Here is a 22,984-nt window from a genome sequence, read left to right on the forward strand (position 1 = left end):
GTTGAGCCACTGCTATTTTCTTTGCCATTGTCATCAAAAAATCTGTGTAGAAAGTGATAAAAATGCACTATTACTGCTACGTGCTGCTTTTACGCTGGTAGTGAGAATATGCGCCCAAACAAACTGCAGACGAACGTCTTTGTAGCTTGCATTGAGGCCAAATCCGCCGCCCATGGCTTCTTCGCCTATGTTGTTTTCATCAGCAAAGACATGCCCATAGTCGATAAAAACGCTGGGCCGAACAGACACTCCAAGCTGCCTTAAGCCAGAAGCGGGAACATTGATATTAAAATCATTTCTTATATAGAAGCCGCTATCTCCCGATGCGATGGTCGTTTCACCGCCTCGAACGGAAGAGCGATCACCGATATGCACTTGTTCAGAGCTATATAGGCCTTTCTCGCTGTACTGGCCGCTCAAACTCAGCTGATAGCTGCCTATTGAGGCCACGGGTTTGGCGATCGACGAGCGCCATTCCAGTTTGGCAAACTGCGCATGAGGGGCTGCATCTGGCAACTCACTATCGTCCGTTGTCGCGCCAAACAGCTTGCTACCAAAAGCCGCGGCCAGCTCCATCGAATAATAACCCCAAGGCAAGTTCTCCGATGCATTCAGTGAAATGCGATAAGGCACGATCTTTTGAGGCGACAGCTTAACCCCTAGCAAGTAGCGCTCAGATCGACGCACCGACAATGAGTTCACCAGGTTTACCCGCATAGAAGAATCCCGGTACAGTAAGTAGTCCCAGGACAGCGTGCTGGTATTGGATTGGCCAAATAAATCCGTCTGCTCAGGTAGAATATTCAAGTATTCAGAGTAACTATGAGAAAAATTGAATGACGAATAGCGATAGGGAAAACTCGCGGTTGCAGCAACAGCATTGGTATTCTGACTGCCAATGTAGTTAATGCTGGTGGAGTCGTTGATACCAAGCAAGTTATCCGCTTCTAGTCCAACACGAATTTTCGTTTTACCGGTGTCTTCCTGGCCATCATTATTTAACTCAACTTCACCGCGAACCTCATCATCCACTTGATTGATAATCTGAATCTTGGTCAAACCCGGCTCACTCCCTGGCCAAAGCTTCATCGTGGCATTAGCAGATCGTACCCGGTTTATTTGATCCAGGCCTTGCTCTATGTCGGGTAGGTAAAGCTCTTTACTCAACGATGGCATTGCCCACCAGAGCTTTCGCTCATCGTCTGCCTCACCGTCATTTAGAATCACACTTTCTACTTCACCTTCGATTACGATCAGCTTGAGCGTGCCTAAATTTAGATCTTGCGGTGGAATATATACGCGAGTAGTGATGTAGCCTTTTTGCACATACACTGCCGTTAAGTCCTGCATCAGGTAATTAACACCATTCTTACCAAGACATTGATCGCGGTACTTCTCCAATAGCGTCAGCATGTCCTGCTCGGTAAGCAGGGTATTGCCGCTGATTTGAATGTTGTCGATGTCGAAACACACATCTTCTTGTGGCAACTCAGGCGTGGTTGGTAGCTGGCGTAGATTTTCCTGTTTATTCTCCAGGTACTCACGTTCGCGCTCCTGTTTCTGACGCTCCAGGAAACGCTCACCGAATTCTGTTTCAGGATCAGCGGCATGAACCAGACTGCTGACAAAGAGTAGTAAAACAACTAGATATGGCATTAATAGAGATCCCTGAATACACCAATTTCGCGCTGAATAATCAGGTCTTGGGTGGTCGGAGCGCGCACCACGTTGTAGTCACCTTCAATACCCTGTGCGGCCTCCACATGACCACCATCGAACTGGTTCGATTGCCCCAGAAAGATGATTTTTCCCATATTGGAAATCAAACTGCCACCTTGATCGACCGAGGTCCAAAGGCCCATACTTTTGAGAAAATATGTGCGTAAGCCACCTGGGCGAGTAATAACGTCGTAAACGGCTAATCCCTGGGATAAAAACTGAGGCGAGTCGATGCGAACATCGCCGACAGCCTGCATCAAGCCACCACGGTTAATGGCACTTTCAGCGCTGATATTTAACTGCCCAGATGCCTGAATTTGACCGCCAAGAAGCTCCATGTTGTTGCCTCCAGTACGATCACAGCCACCTATATTGCAGCGGCTGTTCATCCAGGTTTTACCGACAGCAAGAGCTGAATTATTGAAATCGCCGGCATCAATATTGATATCACCAGCATTAGAAATCAGTGATCCGCCGTGATTAGAAAACTGATCGACATTGATATTAATATCGCCAATAGTAGAAATAACTTCCGGCACAATACGGCCAATATCGGGCTCGCCAAAGTCGACATAGCGGGTATAGATCTTTTCATTATCAGTATACAAGGTATACCAAAGGGAACGGCCATCTTTGCTGTCAGAGATAATCTCACCACCTGTGCCCAAATCTGACTGCACCAGGTTGTTGGTATATGAGCCGGCTTCAATATTAATATCACCGTTAGCCAATAACCGTGATGACGAGTTAATGACGTGAGTAGCATTAATCGCAATATCTTGGTTTGAAAATAGCACAGTTCTGTTTTGCTGCGACGGTGCGTCCAGTCGTAGTGTTCCTTCTGCATTGAGTTCCACCGTGGCAACCCGCTGCTCGCCTTCTATCGCGGTGCTGGTTGCCTGCAGTAGATAGCCACGAATATCAGTATCGGCGCTGGAATTTAATCGAATATTGCCCGCCACCGATTGAATGCTTTGCTGAGTATCGGTGATATTGTTTAAATCAATATCAACACCATCGACCTCGACATCGCTTGCAGCAATAATGCTGCCACTCAGTTCTACTCGACCATCGGCAGATAAAGTAAAGGAACTCGCTGTGGCAGCGATGTCACCATAATTACGTACTCCTGCACCCTGATCTGTCACCATCATCAGCACCCTTGATGCGCTAAATGAGGCGTTTGAACTGATATCAACTGCCAGCTCGGCAGACTGTGAAGATAGGCCTTTGCTAGTGCGCCAGTTCAGGGTTGGATCAGTAACCGACTGAGCCGAGTTAAATTCATTGTCAGACGCCCCGACCACCAGATTAATATTGGTGAAATCATCATCAGAGCTGTTGCTGATTGGTCCGTCTATTTTGATGGTTTTACTAATCAACTCGAGGTGACTAATGATGCCCGACAAGCCGTCGGCGCCAACGTAAATTTCACCTTGCTCAACCAAGGCCGTGGGGTTGCGTCGAATGCGACCTAAACTGTCTTCACGATCAACAAAGCCCAATGTGCCGGTGGTCAGTGCCAGCCCGCCTGTATTAAAGAATTCAGCACCATTAATGGCGATACCATTTGGGTTGGCGATGATGACATGGGCACGTGTTCCTAACACACGTATTTCACCCGCCAAATTTGACGGATTGACACCTGTGACTTCGTTAATAATGGTACGAGCAGCTTGCTGTTGATTATCTAAGAGCAGACCACTGATATCAGAGTTAAATTCACTGTAACGGTTGTGGCTGATGCGATCACGATCGGCGGGTGCTATATCAATAACGGTACGGCCAAGATCATCCAATTGCACCGACGTTGCCGTGCTGCCATCAGGCAGCACCAAGGGGGCAGAAACGCAACAAAGAGAAAGCCACCAGCCCAGCACAGTAATGACTAATTTGTTGGCAAGTGACATCCGTGTGTAGTTCATCTTTATGCGCCAGTTGGTCAGGGGCGCGCAATTTACCTTAGGGTTGGATACTTTTCAACCAAGAAAGCGAACAAAAAGTGAACAGGATCACATACAATGCCTGACGAGTAGTTACAGATGCTGACACTACTTATCAGGTTTCATAAGGGCTCTGACGGATGACCGAGTGAAACTACGGTCTCGTAGTCTAACTATGGAGATAGCGTCACTGCCTCTCCCGTGAGTAGCAGTATCGGGCCGGGCAGTCACAACTGGCTCACTATGGCTGGCAAGGCCGACGGTTACACAATCCCATAGCAGCAAGACAGAACGCATAAAAAGAGAAAAATAGAGGGGCGAAGCCCCTCTATGCTCTAGCGGCGCTTTAGTCGAACAATTGCGCCAGCGCCTCACCCGGCTCTAGCGCACGCATAAAGGCTTCGCCCACCAAAAACGCGTGAACATTATTTTCACGCATGCACTCGACATCCTCACGAACGAGAATACCGCTTTCGGTAACGAGCAAGCGATCGGCTGGCACCCTTGGCAACAGGTCGAAGGTGGTATCCAGGCTCACCTCAAAGGTATGCAGGTTACGGTTGTTAATTCCGATCAGTGGCGTTTCCAACGTCAAGGCTGACGTTAACTCCTCACCATCATGCACTTCAACCAACACGTCCATGCCCAACTCATGCGCCAAGCCAGCCAAATCCTGCAGCTGCATAGCTGACAAAGCCGACACGATCAGCAAAATACAGTCAGCATTTAATGTACGCGCTTCATATATCTGATAAGGGTCGATCAAAAAGTCTTTGCGGATGACCGGCAGCGAGCATGCACTGCGAGCGGCCAGCAGATAATCTTCATGGCCCTGAAAATAGTCACGATCGGTCAATACCGATAAACAAGCAGCGCCGCCCTGCTCATACGATTCGGCAATAGCTTGGGGCACAAACTGTTCACGTAATACACCCTTGGAGGGTGACGCTTTTTTGATTTCCGCAATAACGGCTGGTTTTCCCGCATCCACTTTATTACGCATAGCCTGATAAAAACCACGCAAGGCATCTGGATCACAATCATGTGCTTGGGCTTTTATTTCATTAATCGGCAGCACAGCGCTGCGCTGGCGTACTTCGATCACCTTGGTATCGAGAATGCGCTTTAATACCGTAGGAGTGCTCATTGCATACCGCCATCTGTATCTGCGTTGATGTATTTAGAGAAGCTGCTGAGCTCACGCAACTTTTCCAGTGCCAGGCCTGAATAAATGGCATCTTCGGCCATATGTACTCCCTGGCTTAAGGAACTGGCCAGATCAGCCACGTAGATGGCCGCACCCGCATTCAGCGCCAGAATGTCTGCAGCTTTTTTACCAGCCTCGGTCTCACGTTTGCCCAGCGCATCACGGATCAGTGCCAAGCTTTGCTCAGCACTGTCCACTTCCAGCCCAGACAACACCTGAGGGCGAATACCCAGCTCATCTGGCGTGATGATAAATTCTTTAATCTCGCCATTTTTCAGCTCACACGCCCAGGTTGGTGATGCCAGACTGATTTCGTCCAAACCATCCTGAGAGTGCACCACCAAAATATGTTCAGCACCCATACGCTGCAATACTTCCGCCACTGGACGTAACAGCGCTTGAGTGAAAACACCGATTAATTGTTTTTTAACCCCGGCAGGATTCGTTAGCGGACCGAGAATATTAAACAGGGTACGCATGCCCAGAGCTTTGCGCGGGCCAATGGCATGTTTCATAGCACTGTGATGCATAGGAGCAAACATAAACCCCACACCCAGCTCATCAATACAACGTGCTACCTGCTCACTGCTCAGCTGCAAATTTACCCCGGCAGCCTCCAGTACATCAGCACTGCCAGAGTTGGACGACACGCCACGATTACCGTGCTTGGCCACCACACCACCGGCGGCGGCCACCACTAGCGCCGAGGCCGTTGATACATTAAATAGATTGGCACCATCACCACCGGTACCCACAATATCGACCGCATGTTTATCCGTTACCGGCACGCCGTCGGCCAGCTCACGCATGACAGTGACAGCACCGACAATTTCGTCGATGCTTTCGCTTTTCATGCGCAGCGCCACTAAAAATCCACCCACTTGAGCCGGGTCGCATTGGCCGGTCATAATCTGGCGCATCACGTCGATCATTTCATCCGTGCTTAAATCCTGTCGCTCAACCACTCTGGCCAGCGCGCTTTGAATATCCATGGCTATCTCACAATGTTTGGTTGAGGAAATTCTTTAATAAATCGTGGCCGTGCTGCGTCAGAATCGACTCAGGATGAAACTGCACACCCTCAATAGGCAGGGTTTTATGCCGCACACCCATGATTTCTTCGATGCTGCCGTCTTCATTTTGGGTCCAAGCGGTGACTTCTAAGCAATCCGGCAGGCGCTCTTTATCAATAACCAAAGAATGGTAGCGTGTGGCTTGGTATGGATTATTCAGCCCCGCAAATACACCCTGATTAGTGTGATAAATGGCCGAGGTTTTGCCATGCATCACCTGACCCGCACGCACCACATGACCACCAAATACCTGGCCGATACTTTGATGGCCCAAACATATGCCTAAAATTGGCAATTTACCGGCAAAGTGCTCAATCGCGGCCATAGAAATACCCGCTTCATTCGGGGTACAGGGGCCAGGAGAAATCACCAAATGATCGGGGTTCATCTCTTCGATTTGCTGCAAGGTGATGTCGTCGTTACGAAAAACACGTACATCAGCGCCCAGCTCAGCAAAATATTGCACCACGTTGTAAGTAAATGAGTCGTAGTTATCAATCATTAACAGCATGTTGGTATCCTCAACTCCACTTACTGATCAAGGCCGGCCGAAGCCATGGCCACTGCGCGGAACATTGCCCGACCTTTATTCATGGTTTCTTTCCATTCCAATCGCGGAATGGAATCTGCCACCACACCGGCACCCGCCTGAATGTTTAAAATGCCGTCTTTAATCACCGCAGTGCGAATAGCAATGGCGGTATCCATATTGCCATTCCAGCTGATATAACCCACGGCACCGCCATACACACCGCGTTTGGTCGACTCATACTGATCAATAATTTCCATCGCGCGGATTTTAGGAGCACCACTTAAGGTGCCGGCCGGATGCGCTGCTCGCAGTACATCCATGGCGCGAATTTCATCACCGACCTGACCTTTGACGTTAGAAACGATGTGCATCACATGACTGTAGCGTTCGACAATCATCTGATCCGTCACTTCGACCTGGCCGGTTTTTGCCACCCGGCCAACATCATTGCGGCCCAAATCAATCAGCATTAAATGCTCGGCAATTTCTTTCGGGTCAGACAGCAGTTCCTGTTCCAGCGCCTTGTCCTCGGCTTCGGTTTTACCACGATAACGGGTACCGGCAATGGGACGTACCGTCACTTCACCATCTTCTAAACGTGCAAGAATCTCGGGCGATGAGCCAACAACGTGAAAATCTTCCAGATTTAAGCAGTACATATAAGGCGACGGGTTCAGCGTGCGCAGAGCACGATAAATATCTACAGGGTTGCCTTTAAAAGGTACCTGCATACGCTGCGATAACACACACTGCATGATATCGCCGGATAATACGTACTCTTTCACATCAGCAACGGCCTGTTGGAACTTATCTTCGCCAAACAGTGAAACAAAATCCTGCTCCAGCACTTCTTCAGGCTGCTTGGTTTGGCCAACGTCGCCCTGATACGGCGCGCGCAGCTGCTGTCTGAGTTGCTCCAAACGTTGCAGCGCGTGCTCATAGGCATCGTTCTGTTGAGGGTCGGCCATAACGATCAGGTGCAGTTTGCCGCTAAGGTTATCAAACACCACCACCTCTTCAGACACCATTAACAAGATGTCTGGAGTATTCAACTCATCGGGCGGACAGCTGTGTTTGAGCCTGGGCTCAATGTAGCGCACGGTATCGTAGCCAAAATAACCGACCAAACCGCCGTTAAATTTTGGCAATGACGGTAACTCCGGCACCCGGTAGCGCCGTTGAAATTCATCAATATAACTGAGTGGATCATCCACCTGACACTGTTCAATCTCGACACCGTCGCGCGTCAAGCTCACCTGCTGACCACGGACCGTCAGCACTTCTCGAGCGGGTAAGCCAATAATGGAAAAGCGCGCCCACTTTTCTCCGCCCTGAACCGATTCGAACAGATAGCTATAAGGCTCAGATGCGAGTTTTAGAAAAGTCGTGAGCGGAGTATCCAGATCAGCCAGCACTTCTCTAGACACAGGAATACGGTTGTAACCCTGTTGTGCCAGGGCAGCAAATTGTTGCGGAGTCATACATTACCTTTGCATTGGTGAAAACACAGACACGGCCAAACGGCCACTACGGAAGTGTGCTAAGCGTCACCATCGACGGTTGAGGTGCTGTCCTTGCTGCAAAGGCCGGTTGTATTGAAAAAACACCACGGACTCCAGAGGTGGTTAGTTTTAATCGGATTTGAACTATATCAGAAGCTGACGATAGGGCTAAGCCCTATCTGCAGGGTGGCCAGTTTATCAGCCATCACCAAGACTAGGACTGACGCCAATCCAGACAGGGCCAGCCCTGTTGTTGAGCCGTTTGCCTAAGCGGTACGTTTGGATTCAGTACTACCGGCTGAGCCACGGCCTTGAGCAACGGCAAGTCGGAATGGCTATCGGTATAAAAGGCAGCATCGCAAAAACTCAGGCCTTGCTGTTGTAAATAGTCGCGTGCCAGCTCGACCTTACCGTCGCCATAACACATCGGATGCTCAAGCCCAGTAATGCGGTCCTGTTCCACCTTCAAGCGATTGCTGATGACATGATCAATGCCTAAGGCATCGCCATACACCTTCGCCACCACATCATCTGAGCCTGTGATCATCACCAACTGGGTGCCACGGCGTTGATAAGCAAACAACAGCGACGCTGCTTGTGGATAAATATGTAACCGCCCACGCTCTTGGAAAAACCGTTGTACCTGGGTCTGATACTGCGCCAGTGTCATGCCGCGCGTGCGGGTACGGTAATAATTAGACAAGCGCCGATGGGTAACCCGACCTTTTTTATAGGCGCGGTACAAGGACGCTAACGCCTGACTAGCTTCGACCAGAGCCCAGCGTTCGTGCTTAAAGCGCCATTTGATCCAAAGACTGTTGGCGTCCTTGTTGATAAGAGAATCGTCGAGGTCAAAAAAGACCACGGGATAGTTGTAGATCTGCATAGCCAGTCCATTACCTGCTGCTGGCACTGTACCACAGATCACCCCGGCATTCGTGGCAACGCTCTGTTGCCGTTAAATACCGCCAGTTCCGTCGCCATCGGCGGCCAAGCGCCAGTGAGTAATAGTGGCTGCGGTAAAGGCTTGCGGATGTTTCAGCACCAGTTGCTGTAAACCATGCCATAACGCAGATACATGGGTTTCCAGCCCAAGCAGTTTCAGAGATGCCATCATTCGTGATAGGCGCCTGTGATTGTGGTTATCGGGTGTCATCCAGTGCAGATCAGCCACATTAGCTGGCAGCAATAACTCAAAGCCTTGCGGCGTTTCTCGCAAGCTCACGCCAAAGAATTGTGTCATGCGCAGCAACACTCGATGCAGCTCGGCTTGCAGCTCTGGTTGGCGACGGAATTCCGCAATCAGCTCATCGTCCAATACCGGCGCTTCGGGGTTAAATGGGCTGGGGTCTTTTAATGGAAACAACCACTGAATGTAGTCGTGACAGCTTTCCAGCTCGGTATTGCTAAATGCCAGAATACCACTCAGTGTACGACCGCGATGGTCGGTACCGGTACCAGAATAAAACGCGATCAAAGGGTGCATACTGTTCTCCAACGGGTCTGCAGCAGGGCTGACCCGCACCAAATTCGCCGCCTGCTTGGCCAATCGTCAACGACAGTATAGACATGAAAAGACTTGATCTGAGGCATAGCATCGGACGATGAACTCATCCATGCTCTTAGTCAGTGGCGGCCTAGCCGCCCTTCACTGATCAAAGGAGTTTTTATGAAAGGTTTGGAAATCAGCTTCCGCGACATTGACCACTCCGATGCTATCGAGCAGCACATCCGTGACAAAGCCGACAAGCTCACCAGTACTTATGATGACATTACTGGTATCCGCACCGTTGTCGCTTTACCTCACAACCACAGCAACAAGGGCAAGTTGGCCCATGTTTCGGTGGAAGTCGGGCTACCAGGAGAAACCGTTGCCATTACCCATGACCAGCATGATCAGACCGACCACGAGGATATGTACATCGCCATACGGCACGCGTTTGACAAGGCGCAGCGTAAGATCCGTAAGATTCATGAGCGCCGTATCGACAGCAAACGCCGGGCTGCAGTAGCACCTTTGGTGGCAGAATAAGCAACCTTAAGGGGTTGCCACTGACAAGATACTCAGTCCAATAAAATAAAGGCCCGCTATGCGGGCCTTTTTTGTGCATTCTGACCAGCCAATAACACCTGCAGCAACCCGGGCCGGACCAAGTCAGCGTACAAAGCGCCCATGTCAGCGGCTGAAATCGGAAAGTCTTGGCGGATCCAGCGCACAATCACCATAAAAGACGCGCCAGTCAGAAAATCAATCACATAATTTAGCCGTTCATTGTCGATCACTGGCAATTGATGGTGGTGCACAAAACGTTCAATGATGCGCCGTACGTAGTGATTAAACTCCGCCATAATCAGCGCCTCGACATCAGCCTGCATCAACACCTTGGACTCTTCTCGCTTATCAGACCACTGCCGAAACATCAGCGTCGCGATCACTGGGTCGGCATCGATGGAGCACGTTAAATACGGATCAACTTCTGCATAAAACGCTTCAAACATGCGACCGATGTAGGCTCGTAGCAAGTCATCTTTACTGCGGTAATGGCTATAAAAGGTGGGCCGGGCCACCCCAGAATGCTGGCACAGCTGGGCCACCGACAACTTGCTGTAGGGCTGTATCGCCATCAATTGCAGCAACGACGACATCAGCAGCTGCTGGGTTCGTTCAACACGCTTATCGGATTGTTGAGGCATAGCAGGATCAAGAAATAGACAAGTGTCTATTAAATCGAATTGGGCAGATCTAGCCTATCCGCCAGAGGAGTGAAAAAATACAAGCCGCACAATGGCGGCTTGTAACTAGGGAACCTCAGAATGATTCGCTGCCCGCTCTGGATCGCCAGAAGGCTCAAGATCGCTAAGCCGGTTTGCTGCTCTAGCTATAGCAACAATCGGCGACACAGAATTGGAGTTCTCTGACGCCCCCTAGGCGATGGATTTAAGCCGTCGCAAATAAGTCTTCATCCAGTTCGTACAAGGATTCAGAACCACCACGAACGGCAGCACTCAAGCCGATGTAGCGCGGTAACAAGCGCTTAATATAGAAGCGCGCGGTAGCCACCTTGCCTTGATAAAAACGATCACCGTCTTTGGACATGGCAACCAGTGCCATCTTGGCCCACATAAAGGCCAACGTGGTGTAACCAAACACATGCAGGTACTCAACCGATGCCGCGCCAATTTCATTGGCATCGTTTTTAGCCTGATCGATCACCCACTGAGTCAGGTCGCTCAGATTTTCCAGCGCCGCTTTTAACGGTTCGATAAACTCAGATGCCGCCTCATTGCCTTCATAGGTAGCAATAAAGTCGTTCACGTCCTGTTCGAACAGGCGATAGAAAGCACCGTTATTAGCCACCACTTTACGTCCCATCAAATCCAGCGCTTGGATACCGTTAGTGCCTTCATAGATCTGGGTGATACGAATATCACGCACATATTGCTCCTGGCCCCACTCGCGGATAAAGCCATGGCCACCAAAGACCTGCTGTCCAGCGATGGCAGATTCCAATGCGGTATCGGTCAGGAAAGCTTTAGCAACGGGGGTCAGCAGTGCCAGCATGGCATCGGCGTGGTTGCGATCATCTTCATTGTCGGTGAACTTGGCGATGTCGAGCCACTTTGCTACATAGGTTGAAAATGCCCGGCCGCCTTCGGTGAAGGCCTTTTGCGTCAGCAACATGCGACGGACATCAGGATGAACAATGATAGGGTCTGCGGCCTTGTCTTTGTTCACGGCACCAGTTGGTGCACGGCTTTGAATACGATCACGTGCGTATTCAACGGCATTTTGGTAAGACGCTTCAGCAGCACCAATGCCCTGGATGCCAACTCCCAGGCGCTCATAGTTCATCATGGTAAACATGGCTGCCAGGCCTTTGTTTTCTTCGCCCACCAACCAGCCTTTGGCACCGTCGTAGTTCATCACACAGGTGGCTGAGCCTTTAATGCCCATTTTGTGTTCAATCGAACCACAACCCATGCTGTTACGCTCGCCCAGAGAACCATCGTCGTTGACCAGGAACTTAGGCACCAGGAACAAAGAAATCCCTTTGGGGCCTGCTGGCGCATCCGGCAGTTTGGCCAATACCAGATGAATGATGTTCTCGGCCATATCGTGCTCGCCCCAAGTAATAAAAATCTTGGTGCCCGTCACGTCGTATGAGCCATCGGCATTCGGAGTCGCTTTGGTGCGGATGATACCCAAATCGGTACCAGCATGCGGCTCGGTCAGATCCATTGCCCCTGACCACTGGCCAGAGTACATATTCGGCAGATATTTTTCTTTCAGCTCTTGTGAGCCGTGGGCATTTAGTGACAAGCAGGCACCGGCGGTCAGCATAGGCGCCAGACCAAATGACATATTAGCGCCCTGAATCATCTCTTCGACCTGACCTACTAGGGTCTTTGGCATGCCCATGCCGCCAAAATCGGGATTACCGCCCAGGCCGTTTAAGCCCGCTTCAACGTAAGTTTCATAAGCCTGTTTAAAACCAGGGGCTGCAGTGACCTCACCGTTTTCCCAGTGCGAGCCTACTTCATCACCTTCACGGTTAATAGGTGCCAGTACTTGGCTGGCAATTTTTCCACACTCGTCGAGAATGGCTTCTGCCGTTTCAACATCGACGGCGCCTTCCAGACCAGCCAGCGAAGACCAAAGTTTATCGGCTTCGAATACTTCGTTCAGGACAAAACGCATATCGCGTAACGGTGCTTTGTAATCAGCCATGACTCACCTCAAGTTAGGTTGACCAACGAACTGCCCGCAGCAGAACATCGGCCGGACAACAAAATGACGTTATTGTACCGGCTCTGTTTTTCATTCCCAGAGCCGAATACGAAAAAACCGCGCTTAAGCGCGGCTTTTCTCGTACTTAAGACCCAGTAAAAAGCCTAACATGCATTAGAATGCAAAGTGCTCTTCTGCCAGATCCATCAGCGTATCGGCGCCCGCCAGCATGCTTTCTGCATGGCCTTTGGTGCGTGGCAGGATACGAGTGAAGTAGAAACGCGCAGTGGCGATCTTGGCTTTGTAGAAGTCTTCTTCAGTGGTGCCCGCTGCCAGAGCGTCTTGCGCCAACTTAGCCATACGTGCCCACAGGTAGCCCAGCACGGCGTAACCCGAATACATCAGGTAATCAACCGAGGCACTGCCCACTTCATCACGGTTCTTCATCGCGCTCATGCCCACTTTCATGGTCAGATCGCCCCACTCTTTGTTCAGTGCAGCCAGCGGTGCGACGAACTGTGCCATGTCGTCATTGCCTTCTTCGGCCTGACAGAATTTGTGCACAATTTTGGTGAAGTTTTTCAAGCTTTGACCCTGAGTCATCAGGACTTTACGACCCAACAAGTCGAGTGCCTGAATACCCGTGGTGCCTTCATAGATGGTGGCAATCTTGGTATCACGTACCAGCTGCTCCATACCCCATTCAGCAATAAAGCCATGACCACCGAACACCTGTACGCCCAGATTAGTGGCTTCGTAGCCCACTTCCGTCAGGAAAGCTTTAGCGATTGGCGTCAAAAAGCCCAACAGCTCATCGGCGGCCTTACGCGCTTCTTCGTCGTCGCCTTTTTTAACGATATCGTTTTGCTGTGCTGCCCAATACACCAGCGCACGACCACCTTCTGCAAAGACTTTTTGAGTCAGCAGCATACGGCGCACATCAGGATGCACGATGATAGGGTCGGCGGCTTTTTCTGGCGCCTTAGGGCCAGACAGAGAACGCATCGCCAAACGGTCTTTGGCATACGCCAGCGCACCCTGGAACGACGCTTCGGCAGAGGTAGAACCTTGCAATGCAGTACCGATACGAGCGGTGTTCATAAAGGTGAACATGCAGTTCAAACCTTTGTTCTCAGGGCCAATCAACCAACCTTTGGCGCCATCGAAGTTCATAACGCAGGTCGAGTTACCATGAATGCCCATCTTGTGTTCGATCGAACCACAGCTAACAGCATTGCGCTCACCTGGTGTGCCATCTTCGTTAGGCAGGAACTTAGGCACGATAAACAAGGAAATACCCTTGGTACCTTCAGGTGCGCCCGGCAAACGAGCCAGTACGATATGCACAATGTTCTCGGCCATATCGTGTTCACCGGCAGAGATAAATATCTTGGTGCCAGAGATGCTGTAAGAACCGTCAGCGTTGGCTTCTGCTTTAGATTTCAAAATACCCAAGTCAGAGCCACAGTGAGGTTCAGTCAGGCACATGGTACCGGTCCACTCACCGGATACCAGTTTGGTCAGGTAGGTTTCTTTCTGCTCAGGCGTACCGTGCAGCTCAACTGTGTTCATGGCACCGTGTGACAGGCCTGGGTACATGCCCCAAGACCAGTTAGCACTGCCCACCATTTCAGACATAACAATGCCCAGAGACTCAGGCAGGCCTTGACCACCATGCTCTTCTTCGTGTGCCAGTGAAGGCCAGCCGCCTTCTACGTACTTGGCATAAGCTTCTTTAAAGCCGGTTGGCGTAGTGACTGAACCATCTTCATGGCGAGTACAACCTTCGATATCACCCGCACGGTTGATCGGCGCCAACTCCTGCTCACAGAACTTCGCACCTTCGGCAATGATGGCTTCAACCATGTCTGGAGTCGCAACATCGGCGTAAGCAGGAATACTGGCGTAATGCTGAGACATATCCAGCAGCTCATCCATTACGAACTTAATTTCACGAAGAGGGGCTTTGTATTCAGGCATGGGACAGACCTCGTTGCCGGTTATCTTTTACAGCGTTTGCTGCCGTTGTAATCGACGATGGATCAACAAATAGGCTGCTCACAACCGGTCAGCCAACATCGTCCGTTCAAACAAGTGTTTGAAACATACGTTCGCCCTCTTGCCTTGTCAAGGGCGAGTCACATTATGCAAGGGCTAACACGTAAGGAACTTCACCAGTAAAAACAGCAAACACCCTAGTAAGGGTGGTGTTTCACTGACCCGTAATCTAGCGACGTAAATATTGATGCTAAACCGCACACTGCTGTGCCCGACACGCATCCCGCTGGCAAAAGACCCATTTATTCAACAACGATGAAAGATAAAATAAGTCTGTAGCTATGCTACAAACCGTCAGACACAGAGAAAGAAAATCTCTGTCATAGCCATGACGAGTGCTCTAAGTGGCTATCAACTCTGTGCGGATGAATGACAAAGGGTTGCTAGAGGGTTCAGAGTAATTAGCAGGGGAACATCACAGAGATGCACGAAATCTAGGGGAAGTGAAGATTCAGGCAATATCGTTCAGCAGCTGACCCGCTGATACCGGGGCTGGCTGAGAGATACGCAGCAGAGTTTCATTAATGCGCCGTACCTTCGCATTGTATTCAGCAAAACGCTCAGCCGCAGAAATGGTGCTTTCTTCTTCATCTTTGGCTTTTTCTTCAGCCGCTTGCTGTTTTTCACGCGCTTCTTGAAGCTCTATTCGTGCTTCCTGCCGCTGGTCATCAGCAACATTGCTTTGCAAACGGCTGATCTCGCGCTGCTCGGCGACAATTTCTGCTTGGGCTTCAGCCGCCAACTGCGCCGCCTGTGCTGCGACTTGGCGGTCCTGAGAAGAAGGTTCTGCAGGCGCCAATGCTGCCCGGCGAACTCGCTCCATTTTATCCAGCGTCGCCTGAGGGTCTCCGGCTACCTTGCCAACATCAATATTTACCTCTCCAGCAACGGCATAACGCACACCATCAGGGCCGCTACGGTAGGAAAAGCTCGCTCCACCAGCAAGGTTGCCGCCCACCGCAGAATGAGCCTGTTCATGGGCTCGTACTTCGGCATCGGTTTGTTTTAACTGCTGTATTTGTGCCAGTTCTTCGCTGCGCTGCTCCTGCTCAGTGGCTGCAACGTCGCTTGTCTGGGCAGACTTCACCTCACTACCTTGGCTATCAGCAGGTGTACTTTCTTCAGTCACGGCTTGTTCAATGCTGGCACTGCTTTCGATCGGTTCCTGCACGGCTTCATTTGCAGGCTTGTTCGCTGCAGGGCTGTAGGTATCGGAGGGACGCACAGAAGGAGTAAGCTCAACTGCTGCCACAGGAGCAAAACTGGCACTGCCCTGAGTTTCAGGCAGCGCTGTGGTGCTGCTGGCTACCCGGGTATTGGCCGCTGGCGGTGCCACACTGGCCGTGGGTAAGCTGACTGGAGCGGCAGTTACTTGCATGACAACATTCCATCAGGCCTGAATATCAATCAGAGTGCCCAACTGTTGGTCTGCGGCTTCCAGCACTTTACTGCTGGCTTCAACCTGACGCTCACCTTCACGCAGATTGACCAAGCCCTCGCTGACCTCTGGGGCATCCTGAACCGGGCGAGTCGTAGTGGCATCATTGACTTGCTGCGCCGCCTGACGCACCTGCTCAATTCCCTGTGAAATGCCTGTCGCTGCGCTGGTAAACGCCGAACCGGCGGTTGATCCAATATTCATACATGCCTCCCACTATGGTTTTTGGCTTATTGGTCAAAATATAATCAACGCCAACCATAAATACCAGATATCAGGCATTTGCAGCACATGTCACATATGACAGTCAGACAGCACTTGACCCTCCCAAGCAGCAGCCAAGGAACAGAAACAGTGCTAACTAACGCATGATTCAGAACGTTGACCGCACCCAATACAGGGACACTATATTGGGTGAAGCGGCATTTGCTGGGTTAATGCAGACCGAGCTGTAATGCTTAGTGCTGTTGGCTAGCGAGCCGCGTCGTAGAAGGCCGCTTGAGGATTGTCTTTCACCGCCAGCAACTGCTCCAGTTCCTGAGGTGCTTCAGTCACCTGATGATCGCGATTAATACCCAAGCGAGCAAACAGTGCCTGGTCCTTATTAGCAGCGGGGTTGGGTGTCGTCAGCAAACATTCACCGTAGAAGATGGAGTTAGCGCCAGCAAAGAAGCACATCGACTGCATTTCGTCAGTCATCTCTTCACGTCCGGCACTCAAGCGCACGTGGGATTTAGGCATCATGATGCGAGCCACGGCAATACTGCGAACAAAATCGAGAGGGTCCATACCCTGTTGATCTTGCAGCGGCGTGCCTGCCACGCGTACCAGTTGATTGATAGGTACTGATTCCGGATGCTGCGGCAGATTAGCTAGCTGCACCAACAGCCCGGCGCGGTCAGCCTTTGACTCACCCATACCCAGAATACCGCCCGAGCATACTTTCATGCCGGCTTGGCGTACGTTATCCAGGGTTTCAAGGCGATCGCTATAACTGCGGGTGGTGATGATTTCACCGTAGTACTCTGGCGAGGTATCTAGGTTGTGGTTGTAATAGTCCAGCCCAGCATCTGCCAAACGACTGGCTTTATCAGCATCCAGCATGCCAAGCGTCATGCAGGTCTCCAGCCCCAGCTCCTTAACGCCTCGCACCATGGCTTCAACGTAAGGCATATCTTTTTCACGCGGTGAGCGCCAAGCCGCTCCCATACAAAAGCGCTGTGAGCCTGCGGCCTTGGCAGCTTTGGCCTTTTCTATCACGGCCTCCACTTCCATCAGCTTTTCTTTTTCCAGTTTGGTGTCGTAACGAGCACTTTGCGGGCAATAAGCACAGTCTTCCGGGCAGGCACCGGTTTTAATCGACAACAAGGTACTGACTTGGACCGAATTGGGGTCAAAGTGCTGACGATGAACGCTATGAGCCTGAAACAATAAGTCGTTCATCGGCATGGCAAACAGTGCCTCAACCTCACTGACGCTCCAGTCGTGTCGCAAAGTCGTCGTATTTTGCTGTGCCATGATCACTTGCCTCAAATTCCGATCACTAAGGTGCTATTGATCATAAACGGGCACTTATTGCGGTCAACTCAGATGGAAAATTTCGACAACCTCTGGTCAAAAATAAACCAGCAGTTAACTGATTTTCTTACGGCATGCTCCATCTGTGAATGGTGCGCAGGGGCTCTGGACAGTAGTCACCCATTTTTGTGCATGAGCTGCTGTGCGCAATTGCCGTATAATCTGCACGCCTGTCGCCAGTGTGCTGAACCTGTGCAATCGCCGCTGTTATGGCGTTGTGGCCAGTGCCTGCAGTCGCCTCCCCACTTCGATTACAGCAACACTGGCTACTGTTATCAGTTTCCCATTGATCAGTGGATTGTTCGTTGCAAAGACCAGCATTCATTGCCCTGGCACGATCGTTTGCAATATCTGGCCAGCGACAGTTACGAGCCACCAACCGTGGCCATCGATGCCGTCACCTTTATCCCATCGAGCCGCGCTAAGTTGTTACAACGTGGTTTTAACTTGTCGCGGTCACTGGCGACCACCGTGGCTGCCCAACTCAATGTACCGTTAATTCATCTATTTACGCAGCAACATCTACGCGACCAACGAGGCCTAAACCTAACGCAGCGCCGACAAAATTTGCGTCACGGTCTGCAGTTGAATCACCGCCATTTAGCGAAGGTAAACGACAAACTGAGTTTGCTGCATGTGTTGGTGGTCGATGATGTCATGACCTCCGGCGCAACCTTTAATCGAGCGGCACAATTGCTCAAACAGAGTGGCGTAAAACTGGTAGGATGCTGGGCTCTGGCACGGGCACAGAAAAGCACGGTGAATCAACGCAGCAAACAGAGGCACAACGCTGTTTCAGCAAGTTGATGTCGCGCTCCAGTGCCCCTCAGCCATAACCGCTTTTCAGGCTCAGGCCTGTTCACTCCACAGCAAGAGCACAACTCATGACCGAAAGCCATTTACCCTACGCCGACCTCACTCCGGACACGGTGATGGATGCCATCGACAGCCTAGGCTATCACTGTGATGCCCGAATCCTAGCTCTCAACAGCTACGAGAATCGGGTCTATCAGGTGGGTTTAGAAGATGAAGCACCGCTCATTGCTAAGTTCTACCGGCCGCAGCGTTGGTCCAGCGATGCGATTCGCGAAGAGCATCAGTTTCTACTGCAATTAGCCGAAGAAGATGTGCCGGTAGTGGCGCCGCTTGAGCATGACGGTGACACCCTGTTTCATCACGGTGGTTATGATTTTGCGTTATTTCCCAGGCGTGGTGGCCAAGCCCCTGAGCTAAGTCGCGAGCAAGATCTGGAGTTAATCGGCCGCTGGCTGGCGCGCATACATCAGGTGGGGGCGAGGCAATCCTTCCAACATCGCCTGAGCATTCAGCCACAGCACGACATTCAGCTGGCCAGCGAGCAGGTCATGAGTGCTGGACTAATGCCAGACGATTATCGCGACGCCTATCGCACCACCATGGAAGCCTTCGCTCAGGCACTTCCCGCCAGCAACCAATGGCAAACCATACGTCTGCACGGCGACCTGCATAACGGCAATTTACTGCTGCGCGATGAACAGCTGTTTTTTGTCGATTTTGACGATTGTCTACAAGGCCCTGCTATGCAGGATATTTGGATGTTGCTCAGTGGTCAGCGCGATGAACAGCAAGCGCAAATTCGCACCATCGCCGAAGGCTATGAGGTATTTCGGCCATTTCCTGGCGACGAGTTATCCAGCATAGAAATATTAAGAACCCTGCGTATCGCCAAATACGCCGCCTGGCTCAGCCAGCGCTGGTCAGACCCTGCCTTCCCGAATGCTTTCCCTTGGTTTACTGGCCATCAATTTTGGTCACAACACTTGCTGGCCTTGCGAGAACAACAGGCAAATCTGTGGGAAGAGCCATTGCAACGTTTCTAGCCCGACTACAGACATAAAAAAAGGCCCCGCAGGGCCTCTTTTTACTGTCGAATTAACGACGTCCAGAACGACGCAGTGCAGCCGGCGTGTAATCACCCTGATTACGTTCAAAGCCAAACTCGTAGGCGCTTTCTTCTTCGTTATCCAGGCCTAGCGCTAAATAGCGACCTGAGTTCAAGTCATACAAGACTTCCAGTGCGTACCAAGGCACCAGGTAGTCGTAGTACATCAGGCTGTGCGCTTCAGCCACACGCCACAGCTCACCGCGACCATCATAATGATCGATCACAGATGCCTGCCAAGTATCTTCATCAATGTAGAATACACGCTTGGCATAGATGTGACGTTTGCCTTCCTGCAACGTCGCTTCCACTTTCCATACCCGGTGCAGTTCGTAGCGGGTCAGGTCCTGATTAATGTGACCCGCTTTCACGATGTCATCATATTTCAGCTTCTCGCTTTTCAGCTTGTAAGAGTTGTACGGAACGTACATTTCTTGCTTGCCAACCAGCTTCCAGTTGTAACGATCCGGAGCACCGTTATACATGTCGAAGTTATCTGCGGTACGCATGCCATCGGCAGCCGTACCTGGGCCATCATAGGCCACTTGCGGGGCACGGCGAACGCGGCGTTGACCAGCGTTATATACCCAAGCTTTACGCGGCTCTTTTACCTGATCCAGAGTTTCATGTACCAGCAGTACGTTGCCTGCCAAACGTGCTGGCGACAAAACGTCCTGCTTAAAGTAGAACAGCACGTTTTGATCCTGGCTTGGATCAAAGTCCGATAGCTTGTTACGGAAGGTGAACTCGTCCTGGAAGCGCACCACAGTGTAATCACCGTTTACCTGCGGCGTTACCTGGCCAACGATACGGCGAACACTGCCACCACGGTAGCGCACAATGTGGTTCCAGATAGCTTCCAGACCATTTTGTGGCATCGGGAAAGGCACACCTTCGACATAGTTCTCCAGACCATTGCCACCGGCTACCAGCGTGGTTTTGCTGGCATTTTGCTTACTCGCTTCATAAATATGCTGCGGATAAGCTGCAGTACGGCGAGTCTCGTATACCGGCATACGGAAGGTTTCTGGATATTTCTCAAACATGGCTTTTTGGCCGTCGCTGAGCTTGTCGGCATAGTCTTTATAGTTGGCCGCAGTAATCACAAACTTGGGCTTGTCGGACGCAAATGGATCGGTTGGCTTGCCGCCTTTTTTATGGCCCGCTGGCGCTTCCACCAATCCGCCGGTCCAAGCTGGAATATCCCCACTGGCCGCTTTCACCGCACCCATGGGCGTCAGCTCATTGTTAAGCTTGGCGGCATCGGCTTCCGATACCGCTGAGTGTGCGGAAGCCACCATCAGGGACAGCGCTAATGCGCCGCCCCACTGTTTGTATTTGTTCAACATCATATTAAACCTCAAAAACGTTCTCACTGAGCTCTGACTTAGAATGAATACTTGGCAGAGAGAGTAATGTTGTCGCGATCTTTGATCTGGTTGTAATCGCCACCTGAGAAATTGGTATAGCTGACATCAAAGGATGTTTGGTTCAGATACACAAAATTCACACCCAAGCCAGTCGTCAAACGACCATCAACAAACTGACCACCCGGCTCAGGCGCATTACCGCTATCGTAGGCAACACTTAAAGTCGGAGTCACGTTAACGCCAGAGAACAGGTTGTTATAGGTGGCTGAAACACGAGCACGAACACCCGCTGACAGCTCGGTGGTATAACCGTCATCAGAACAGTGCTTAGACTGGGTATTTTGACCCGAGCCAGGCGCTGTACAGTAGTTCACTTCTTTATTCGGATCTGCTGGCGACGCCCACACACCATCGTTGTTACCGATACCATAAGCACCAGATCGACCATAACGTGCATCATCGGTATCTGGCAGACCATCAACGTAGGTCAAACCCGCTTCAGTCACCAGTGCCAAACGGTCAGCGCCCATCACCCGATCAAAGAACTTGATGTATGTGCTTTGGATCTGCCAAATATCAAACTCGTCATAACCCTGAGAAATTTCGCCATACAGCTCTTTCTCACGATCAGCACCCAGCTCGTCTAAGCGTGCCTGGTACAGACGGCTATAAGGCGCAGCGTTACCCGCCAGAATCAGTTCAAATGCGTTCCACTGAATCGGAGCATCAGGCTTATAGCTGATTTCACCAGAAATCGATGCACCGCTTTCCGTTGAGGTGGCAAAGCTGACACCAGCAATCTGAATGTCCTCTGGATAAGCGATCTGATACAGAGGGTAATGGCTGTCGTAGGTCGCATTAGGGTTAACCATTGCATCCACGGTACCCGTCACAGTGCCGGTGGCATCCTTATTGGATACCGCGCCATTAATATACGGCAGGCGACTGTGAATATTCATGTAGTAGAAACCAAACTCAGTATCGCCCAGTTCCTCTGAATACCAACGCACTGCCATACCAAACTGGCCAGAGTCTTTGGGCTCATCATCGTCCAATCGCTCGGTAATTGGAGCAACACGCTGCGTCATTGGCACATTGGTATCGATTTCAGCCTGGCGGAAAGCGAGAATATCACGCTCGTCCGCTTCGCCACCCAAGACCACAGGGCCACAGCCGTCGGCTACAAAGTCGACCGTTGAGAAGAAGGTTCCACATGGGTCAGAGCGAGTCTTTTCCCATTGCAGCTGATAAAAGGCTTCCAGAGATACATTGGTGGTCAGACCAATAGAGGTGTACACCATATTGACTGGCAGCAAACCTTCTTTCACTTCAGCACCAGGCTTACGGAAGGCCGATGCATCCACCGGGTTAATGCTGTTAATACCGCCCTGGATAAAGGTACTTTCACCCCAGCTCACTACCTGACGACCTAAACGCAAGCTGACTGGCGCTTCACCGACGTAATAATCGGCCCAGACATACGCATCCTGCAGCTCGGCACCTTTACCAGCAGCATCTTTGGTTTCGTCGGTCAGTGGTTTGAAATCCGTTTCTTCATCCATGATGGCGGCGTCGTAATAAGCACGTGCACGGAAGAAGGCACCATAGTTTTCATAGCTGATTTCTAAATCAGAACTCCACTTTAAGACGTGGGTGTAGATATCGCCTTTGTCGTAATTCAGAGTACCGTCGTCATAGTTATACGAAGACCCCTTACCACCATTGCCGGGCATGATCTGATATTGATCCTGATCTTCCAGGCGCCAGCCGACACCGTAACTGATGGTGTTATCCCACTGGGCATTCACATCACCAAAATTAAACTCGACCGCTTGGGCCTGAATTGCGCCCATGAGTGCCAGTGCCAGCGGGGCTTTTTTAAACACTGTTTGCTTGGCTTTGCTTGTCATTGTT

General features: G+C 51.0%; 19 protein-coding genes. 3 read left to right on the plus strand and 16 right to left on the minus strand.

Features of this window, described 5'->3' with window-relative positions; all coding sequences use genetic code 11:
- Positions 1-33: 33 nt before the first annotated feature.
- From AC55FS_RS18115 to AC55FS_RS18150, 8 genes are all read right to left on the minus strand, one after another.
- A complete protein-coding gene (locus tag AC55FS_RS18115; protein WP_496933698.1) occupies positions 34-1,656 on the minus strand; it encodes a ShlB/FhaC/HecB family hemolysin secretion/activation protein in 1,623 nt (540 codons plus the stop codon).
- The gene (locus AC55FS_RS18120; RefSeq protein ID WP_496933699.1) at positions 1,656-3,644 is read right to left on the minus strand and encodes a two-partner secretion domain-containing protein; all 1,989 of its coding nucleotides are present in this window, start codon (positions 3,642-3,644) and stop codon (positions 1,656-1,658) included. The genes AC55FS_RS18115 and AC55FS_RS18120 overlap by 1 nt, the downstream gene beginning before the upstream one ends.
- Positions 3,645-4,008: 364 nt before the next feature.
- Complete coding sequence (gene trpC, locus AC55FS_RS18125; protein ID WP_496933700.1) at positions 4,009-4,809, minus strand: indole-3-glycerol phosphate synthase TrpC; 801 nt, start codon at positions 4,807-4,809, stop codon at positions 4,009-4,011.
- Entirely contained in the window at positions 4,806-5,861 is a 1,056-nt protein-coding gene (trpD, locus tag AC55FS_RS18130; RefSeq protein WP_496933701.1) for an anthranilate phosphoribosyltransferase, read from the minus strand. The genes trpC and trpD overlap by 4 nt, the downstream gene beginning before the upstream one ends.
- Positions 5,862-5,868: 7 nt before the next feature.
- On the minus strand, positions 5,869-6,453 hold the full coding sequence (locus AC55FS_RS18135; protein ID WP_496933702.1) for an aminodeoxychorismate/anthranilate synthase component II: 585 nt from the start codon (positions 6,451-6,453) through the stop codon (positions 5,869-5,871).
- Between the two features lie 20 nt (positions 6,454-6,473).
- Entirely contained in the window at positions 6,474-7,955 is a 1,482-nt protein-coding gene (gene trpE / locus AC55FS_RS18140) for an anthranilate synthase component I (protein ID WP_496933703.1), read from the minus strand.
- A gap of 235 nt (positions 7,956-8,190) precedes the next feature.
- Complete coding sequence (locus AC55FS_RS18145; RefSeq protein WP_496933704.1) at positions 8,191-8,862, minus strand: HAD family hydrolase; 672 nt, start codon at positions 8,860-8,862, stop codon at positions 8,191-8,193.
- Positions 8,863-8,934: 72 nt separating this feature from the next.
- Positions 8,935-9,462 (minus strand): opioid growth factor receptor-related protein, encoded by a 528-nt coding sequence (locus AC55FS_RS18150; RefSeq protein ID WP_496933705.1) that lies wholly within the window; start codon positions 9,460-9,462, stop codon positions 8,935-8,937.
- A gap of 183 nt (positions 9,463-9,645) precedes the next feature.
- On the opposite strand from AC55FS_RS18150, the gene hpf reads away from it, so the two are divergent.
- Complete coding sequence (gene hpf, locus AC55FS_RS18155; RefSeq protein WP_496933706.1) at positions 9,646-10,008, plus strand: ribosome hibernation-promoting factor, HPF/YfiA family; 363 nt, start codon at positions 9,646-9,648, stop codon at positions 10,006-10,008.
- A 56-nt stretch (positions 10,009-10,064) separates the two neighbouring features.
- Here hpf and AC55FS_RS18160 read toward each other — a convergent pair whose 3' ends face one another.
- From AC55FS_RS18160 to bioB, 6 genes are all read right to left on the minus strand, one after another.
- Positions 10,065-10,670 carry a TetR/AcrR family transcriptional regulator gene (locus AC55FS_RS18160; protein WP_496933707.1) on the minus strand — a complete coding sequence of 202 codons (606 nt, stop codon included), beginning with the start codon at positions 10,668-10,670 and terminating at the stop codon, positions 10,065-10,067.
- Between the two features lie 244 nt (positions 10,671-10,914).
- Entirely contained in the window at positions 10,915-12,705 is a 1,791-nt protein-coding gene (locus AC55FS_RS18165; protein WP_496933708.1) for an acyl-CoA dehydrogenase C-terminal domain-containing protein, read from the minus strand.
- Positions 12,706-12,879: 174 nt separating this feature from the next.
- Positions 12,880-14,685 carry an acyl-CoA dehydrogenase C-terminal domain-containing protein gene (locus AC55FS_RS18170; RefSeq protein ID WP_496933709.1) on the minus strand — a complete coding sequence of 602 codons (1,806 nt, stop codon included), beginning with the start codon at positions 14,683-14,685 and terminating at the stop codon, positions 12,880-12,882.
- Between the two features lie 529 nt (positions 14,686-15,214).
- Positions 15,215-16,141: a putative metalloprotease CJM1_0395 family protein gene (locus AC55FS_RS18175; protein ID WP_496933710.1), complete on the minus strand. Its 927-nt coding sequence runs from the start codon at positions 16,139-16,141 to the stop codon at positions 15,215-15,217.
- A gap of 12 nt (positions 16,142-16,153) precedes the next feature.
- A complete protein-coding gene (locus tag AC55FS_RS18180) occupies positions 16,154-16,405 on the minus strand; it encodes a hypothetical protein (RefSeq protein ID WP_496933711.1) in 252 nt (83 codons plus the stop codon).
- 267 nt (positions 16,406-16,672) lie between these two features.
- Positions 16,673-17,719, minus strand: coding sequence for a biotin synthase BioB (bioB, locus tag AC55FS_RS18185; RefSeq protein ID WP_496933712.1), 1,047 nt, complete (start codon positions 17,717-17,719; stop codon positions 16,673-16,675).
- A 210-nt stretch (positions 17,720-17,929) separates the two neighbouring features.
- Between bioB and AC55FS_RS18190 the strand changes: the two genes are divergently transcribed.
- Positions 17,930-18,586, plus strand: coding sequence for a ComF family protein (locus AC55FS_RS18190; protein ID WP_496933713.1), 657 nt, complete (start codon positions 17,930-17,932; stop codon positions 18,584-18,586).
- 77 nt (positions 18,587-18,663) lie between these two features.
- Positions 18,664-19,638 (plus strand): serine/threonine protein kinase, encoded by a 975-nt coding sequence (locus tag AC55FS_RS18195; protein ID WP_496933714.1) that lies wholly within the window; start codon positions 18,664-18,666, stop codon positions 19,636-19,638.
- A 52-nt stretch (positions 19,639-19,690) separates the two neighbouring features.
- Here the strand turns inward: AC55FS_RS18195 and AC55FS_RS18200 are convergent, their stop codons facing one another.
- A complete protein-coding gene (locus AC55FS_RS18200; RefSeq protein ID WP_496933715.1) occupies positions 19,691-21,052 on the minus strand; it encodes a DUF1329 domain-containing protein in 1,362 nt (453 codons plus the stop codon).
- Between the two features lie 35 nt (positions 21,053-21,087).
- Complete coding sequence (locus AC55FS_RS18205) at positions 21,088-22,980, minus strand: DUF1302 domain-containing protein (RefSeq protein ID WP_496933716.1); 1,893 nt, start codon at positions 22,978-22,980, stop codon at positions 21,088-21,090.
- Positions 22,981-22,984 lie beyond the last annotated feature (4 nt).

This window comes from Bacterioplanes sp. CLAM21, from assembly GCF_059641015.1.

Excerpts from the sequence above, each read along its gene's own strand:
- AC55FS_RS18115 (WP_496933698.1), bottom strand. The coding sequence starts at position 1,656 with ATGCCATATCTAGTTGTTTTACTACTCTTTGTCAGCAGTCTGGTTCAT.
- AC55FS_RS18120 (WP_496933699.1), bottom strand. The coding sequence starts at position 3,644 with ATGAACTACACACGGATGTCACTTGCCAACAAATTAGTCATTACTGTG.
- trpC (WP_496933700.1), bottom strand. The coding sequence starts at position 4,809 with ATGAGCACTCCTACGGTATTAAAGCGCATTCTCGATACCAAGGTGATC.
- trpD (WP_496933701.1), bottom strand. The coding sequence starts at position 5,861 with ATGGATATTCAAAGCGCGCTGGCCAGAGTGGTTGAGCGACAGGATTTA.
- AC55FS_RS18135 (WP_496933702.1), bottom strand. The coding sequence starts at position 6,453 with ATGCTGTTAATGATTGATAACTACGACTCATTTACTTACAACGTGGTG.
- trpE (WP_496933703.1), bottom strand. The coding sequence starts at position 7,955 with ATGACTCCGCAACAATTTGCTGCCCTGGCACAACAGGGTTACAACCGT.
- AC55FS_RS18145 (WP_496933704.1), bottom strand. The coding sequence starts at position 8,862 with ATGCAGATCTACAACTATCCCGTGGTCTTTTTTGACCTCGACGATTCT.
- AC55FS_RS18150 (WP_496933705.1), bottom strand. The coding sequence starts at position 9,462 with ATGCACCCTTTGATCGCGTTTTATTCTGGTACCGGTACCGACCATCGC.
- hpf (WP_496933706.1), top strand. The coding sequence starts at position 9,646 with ATGAAAGGTTTGGAAATCAGCTTCCGCGACATTGACCACTCCGATGCT.
- AC55FS_RS18160 (WP_496933707.1), bottom strand. The coding sequence starts at position 10,670 with ATGCCTCAACAATCCGATAAGCGTGTTGAACGAACCCAGCAGCTGCTG.
- AC55FS_RS18165 (WP_496933708.1), bottom strand. The coding sequence starts at position 12,705 with ATGGCTGATTACAAAGCACCGTTACGCGATATGCGTTTTGTCCTGAAC.
- AC55FS_RS18170 (WP_496933709.1), bottom strand. The coding sequence starts at position 14,685 with ATGCCTGAATACAAAGCCCCTCTTCGTGAAATTAAGTTCGTAATGGAT.
- AC55FS_RS18175 (WP_496933710.1), bottom strand. The coding sequence starts at position 16,141 with ATGCAAGTAACTGCCGCTCCAGTCAGCTTACCCACGGCCAGTGTGGCA.
- AC55FS_RS18180 (WP_496933711.1), bottom strand. The coding sequence starts at position 16,405 with ATGAATATTGGATCAACCGCCGGTTCGGCGTTTACCAGCGCAGCGACA.
- bioB (WP_496933712.1), bottom strand. The coding sequence starts at position 17,719 with ATGGCACAGCAAAATACGACGACTTTGCGACACGACTGGAGCGTCAGT.
- AC55FS_RS18195 (WP_496933714.1), top strand. The coding sequence starts at position 18,664 with ATGACCGAAAGCCATTTACCCTACGCCGACCTCACTCCGGACACGGTG.
- AC55FS_RS18200 (WP_496933715.1), bottom strand. The coding sequence starts at position 21,052 with ATGATGTTGAACAAATACAAACAGTGGGGCGGCGCATTAGCGCTGTCC.
- AC55FS_RS18205 (WP_496933716.1), bottom strand. The coding sequence starts at position 22,980 with ATGACAAGCAAAGCCAAGCAAACAGTGTTTAAAAAAGCCCCGCTGGCA.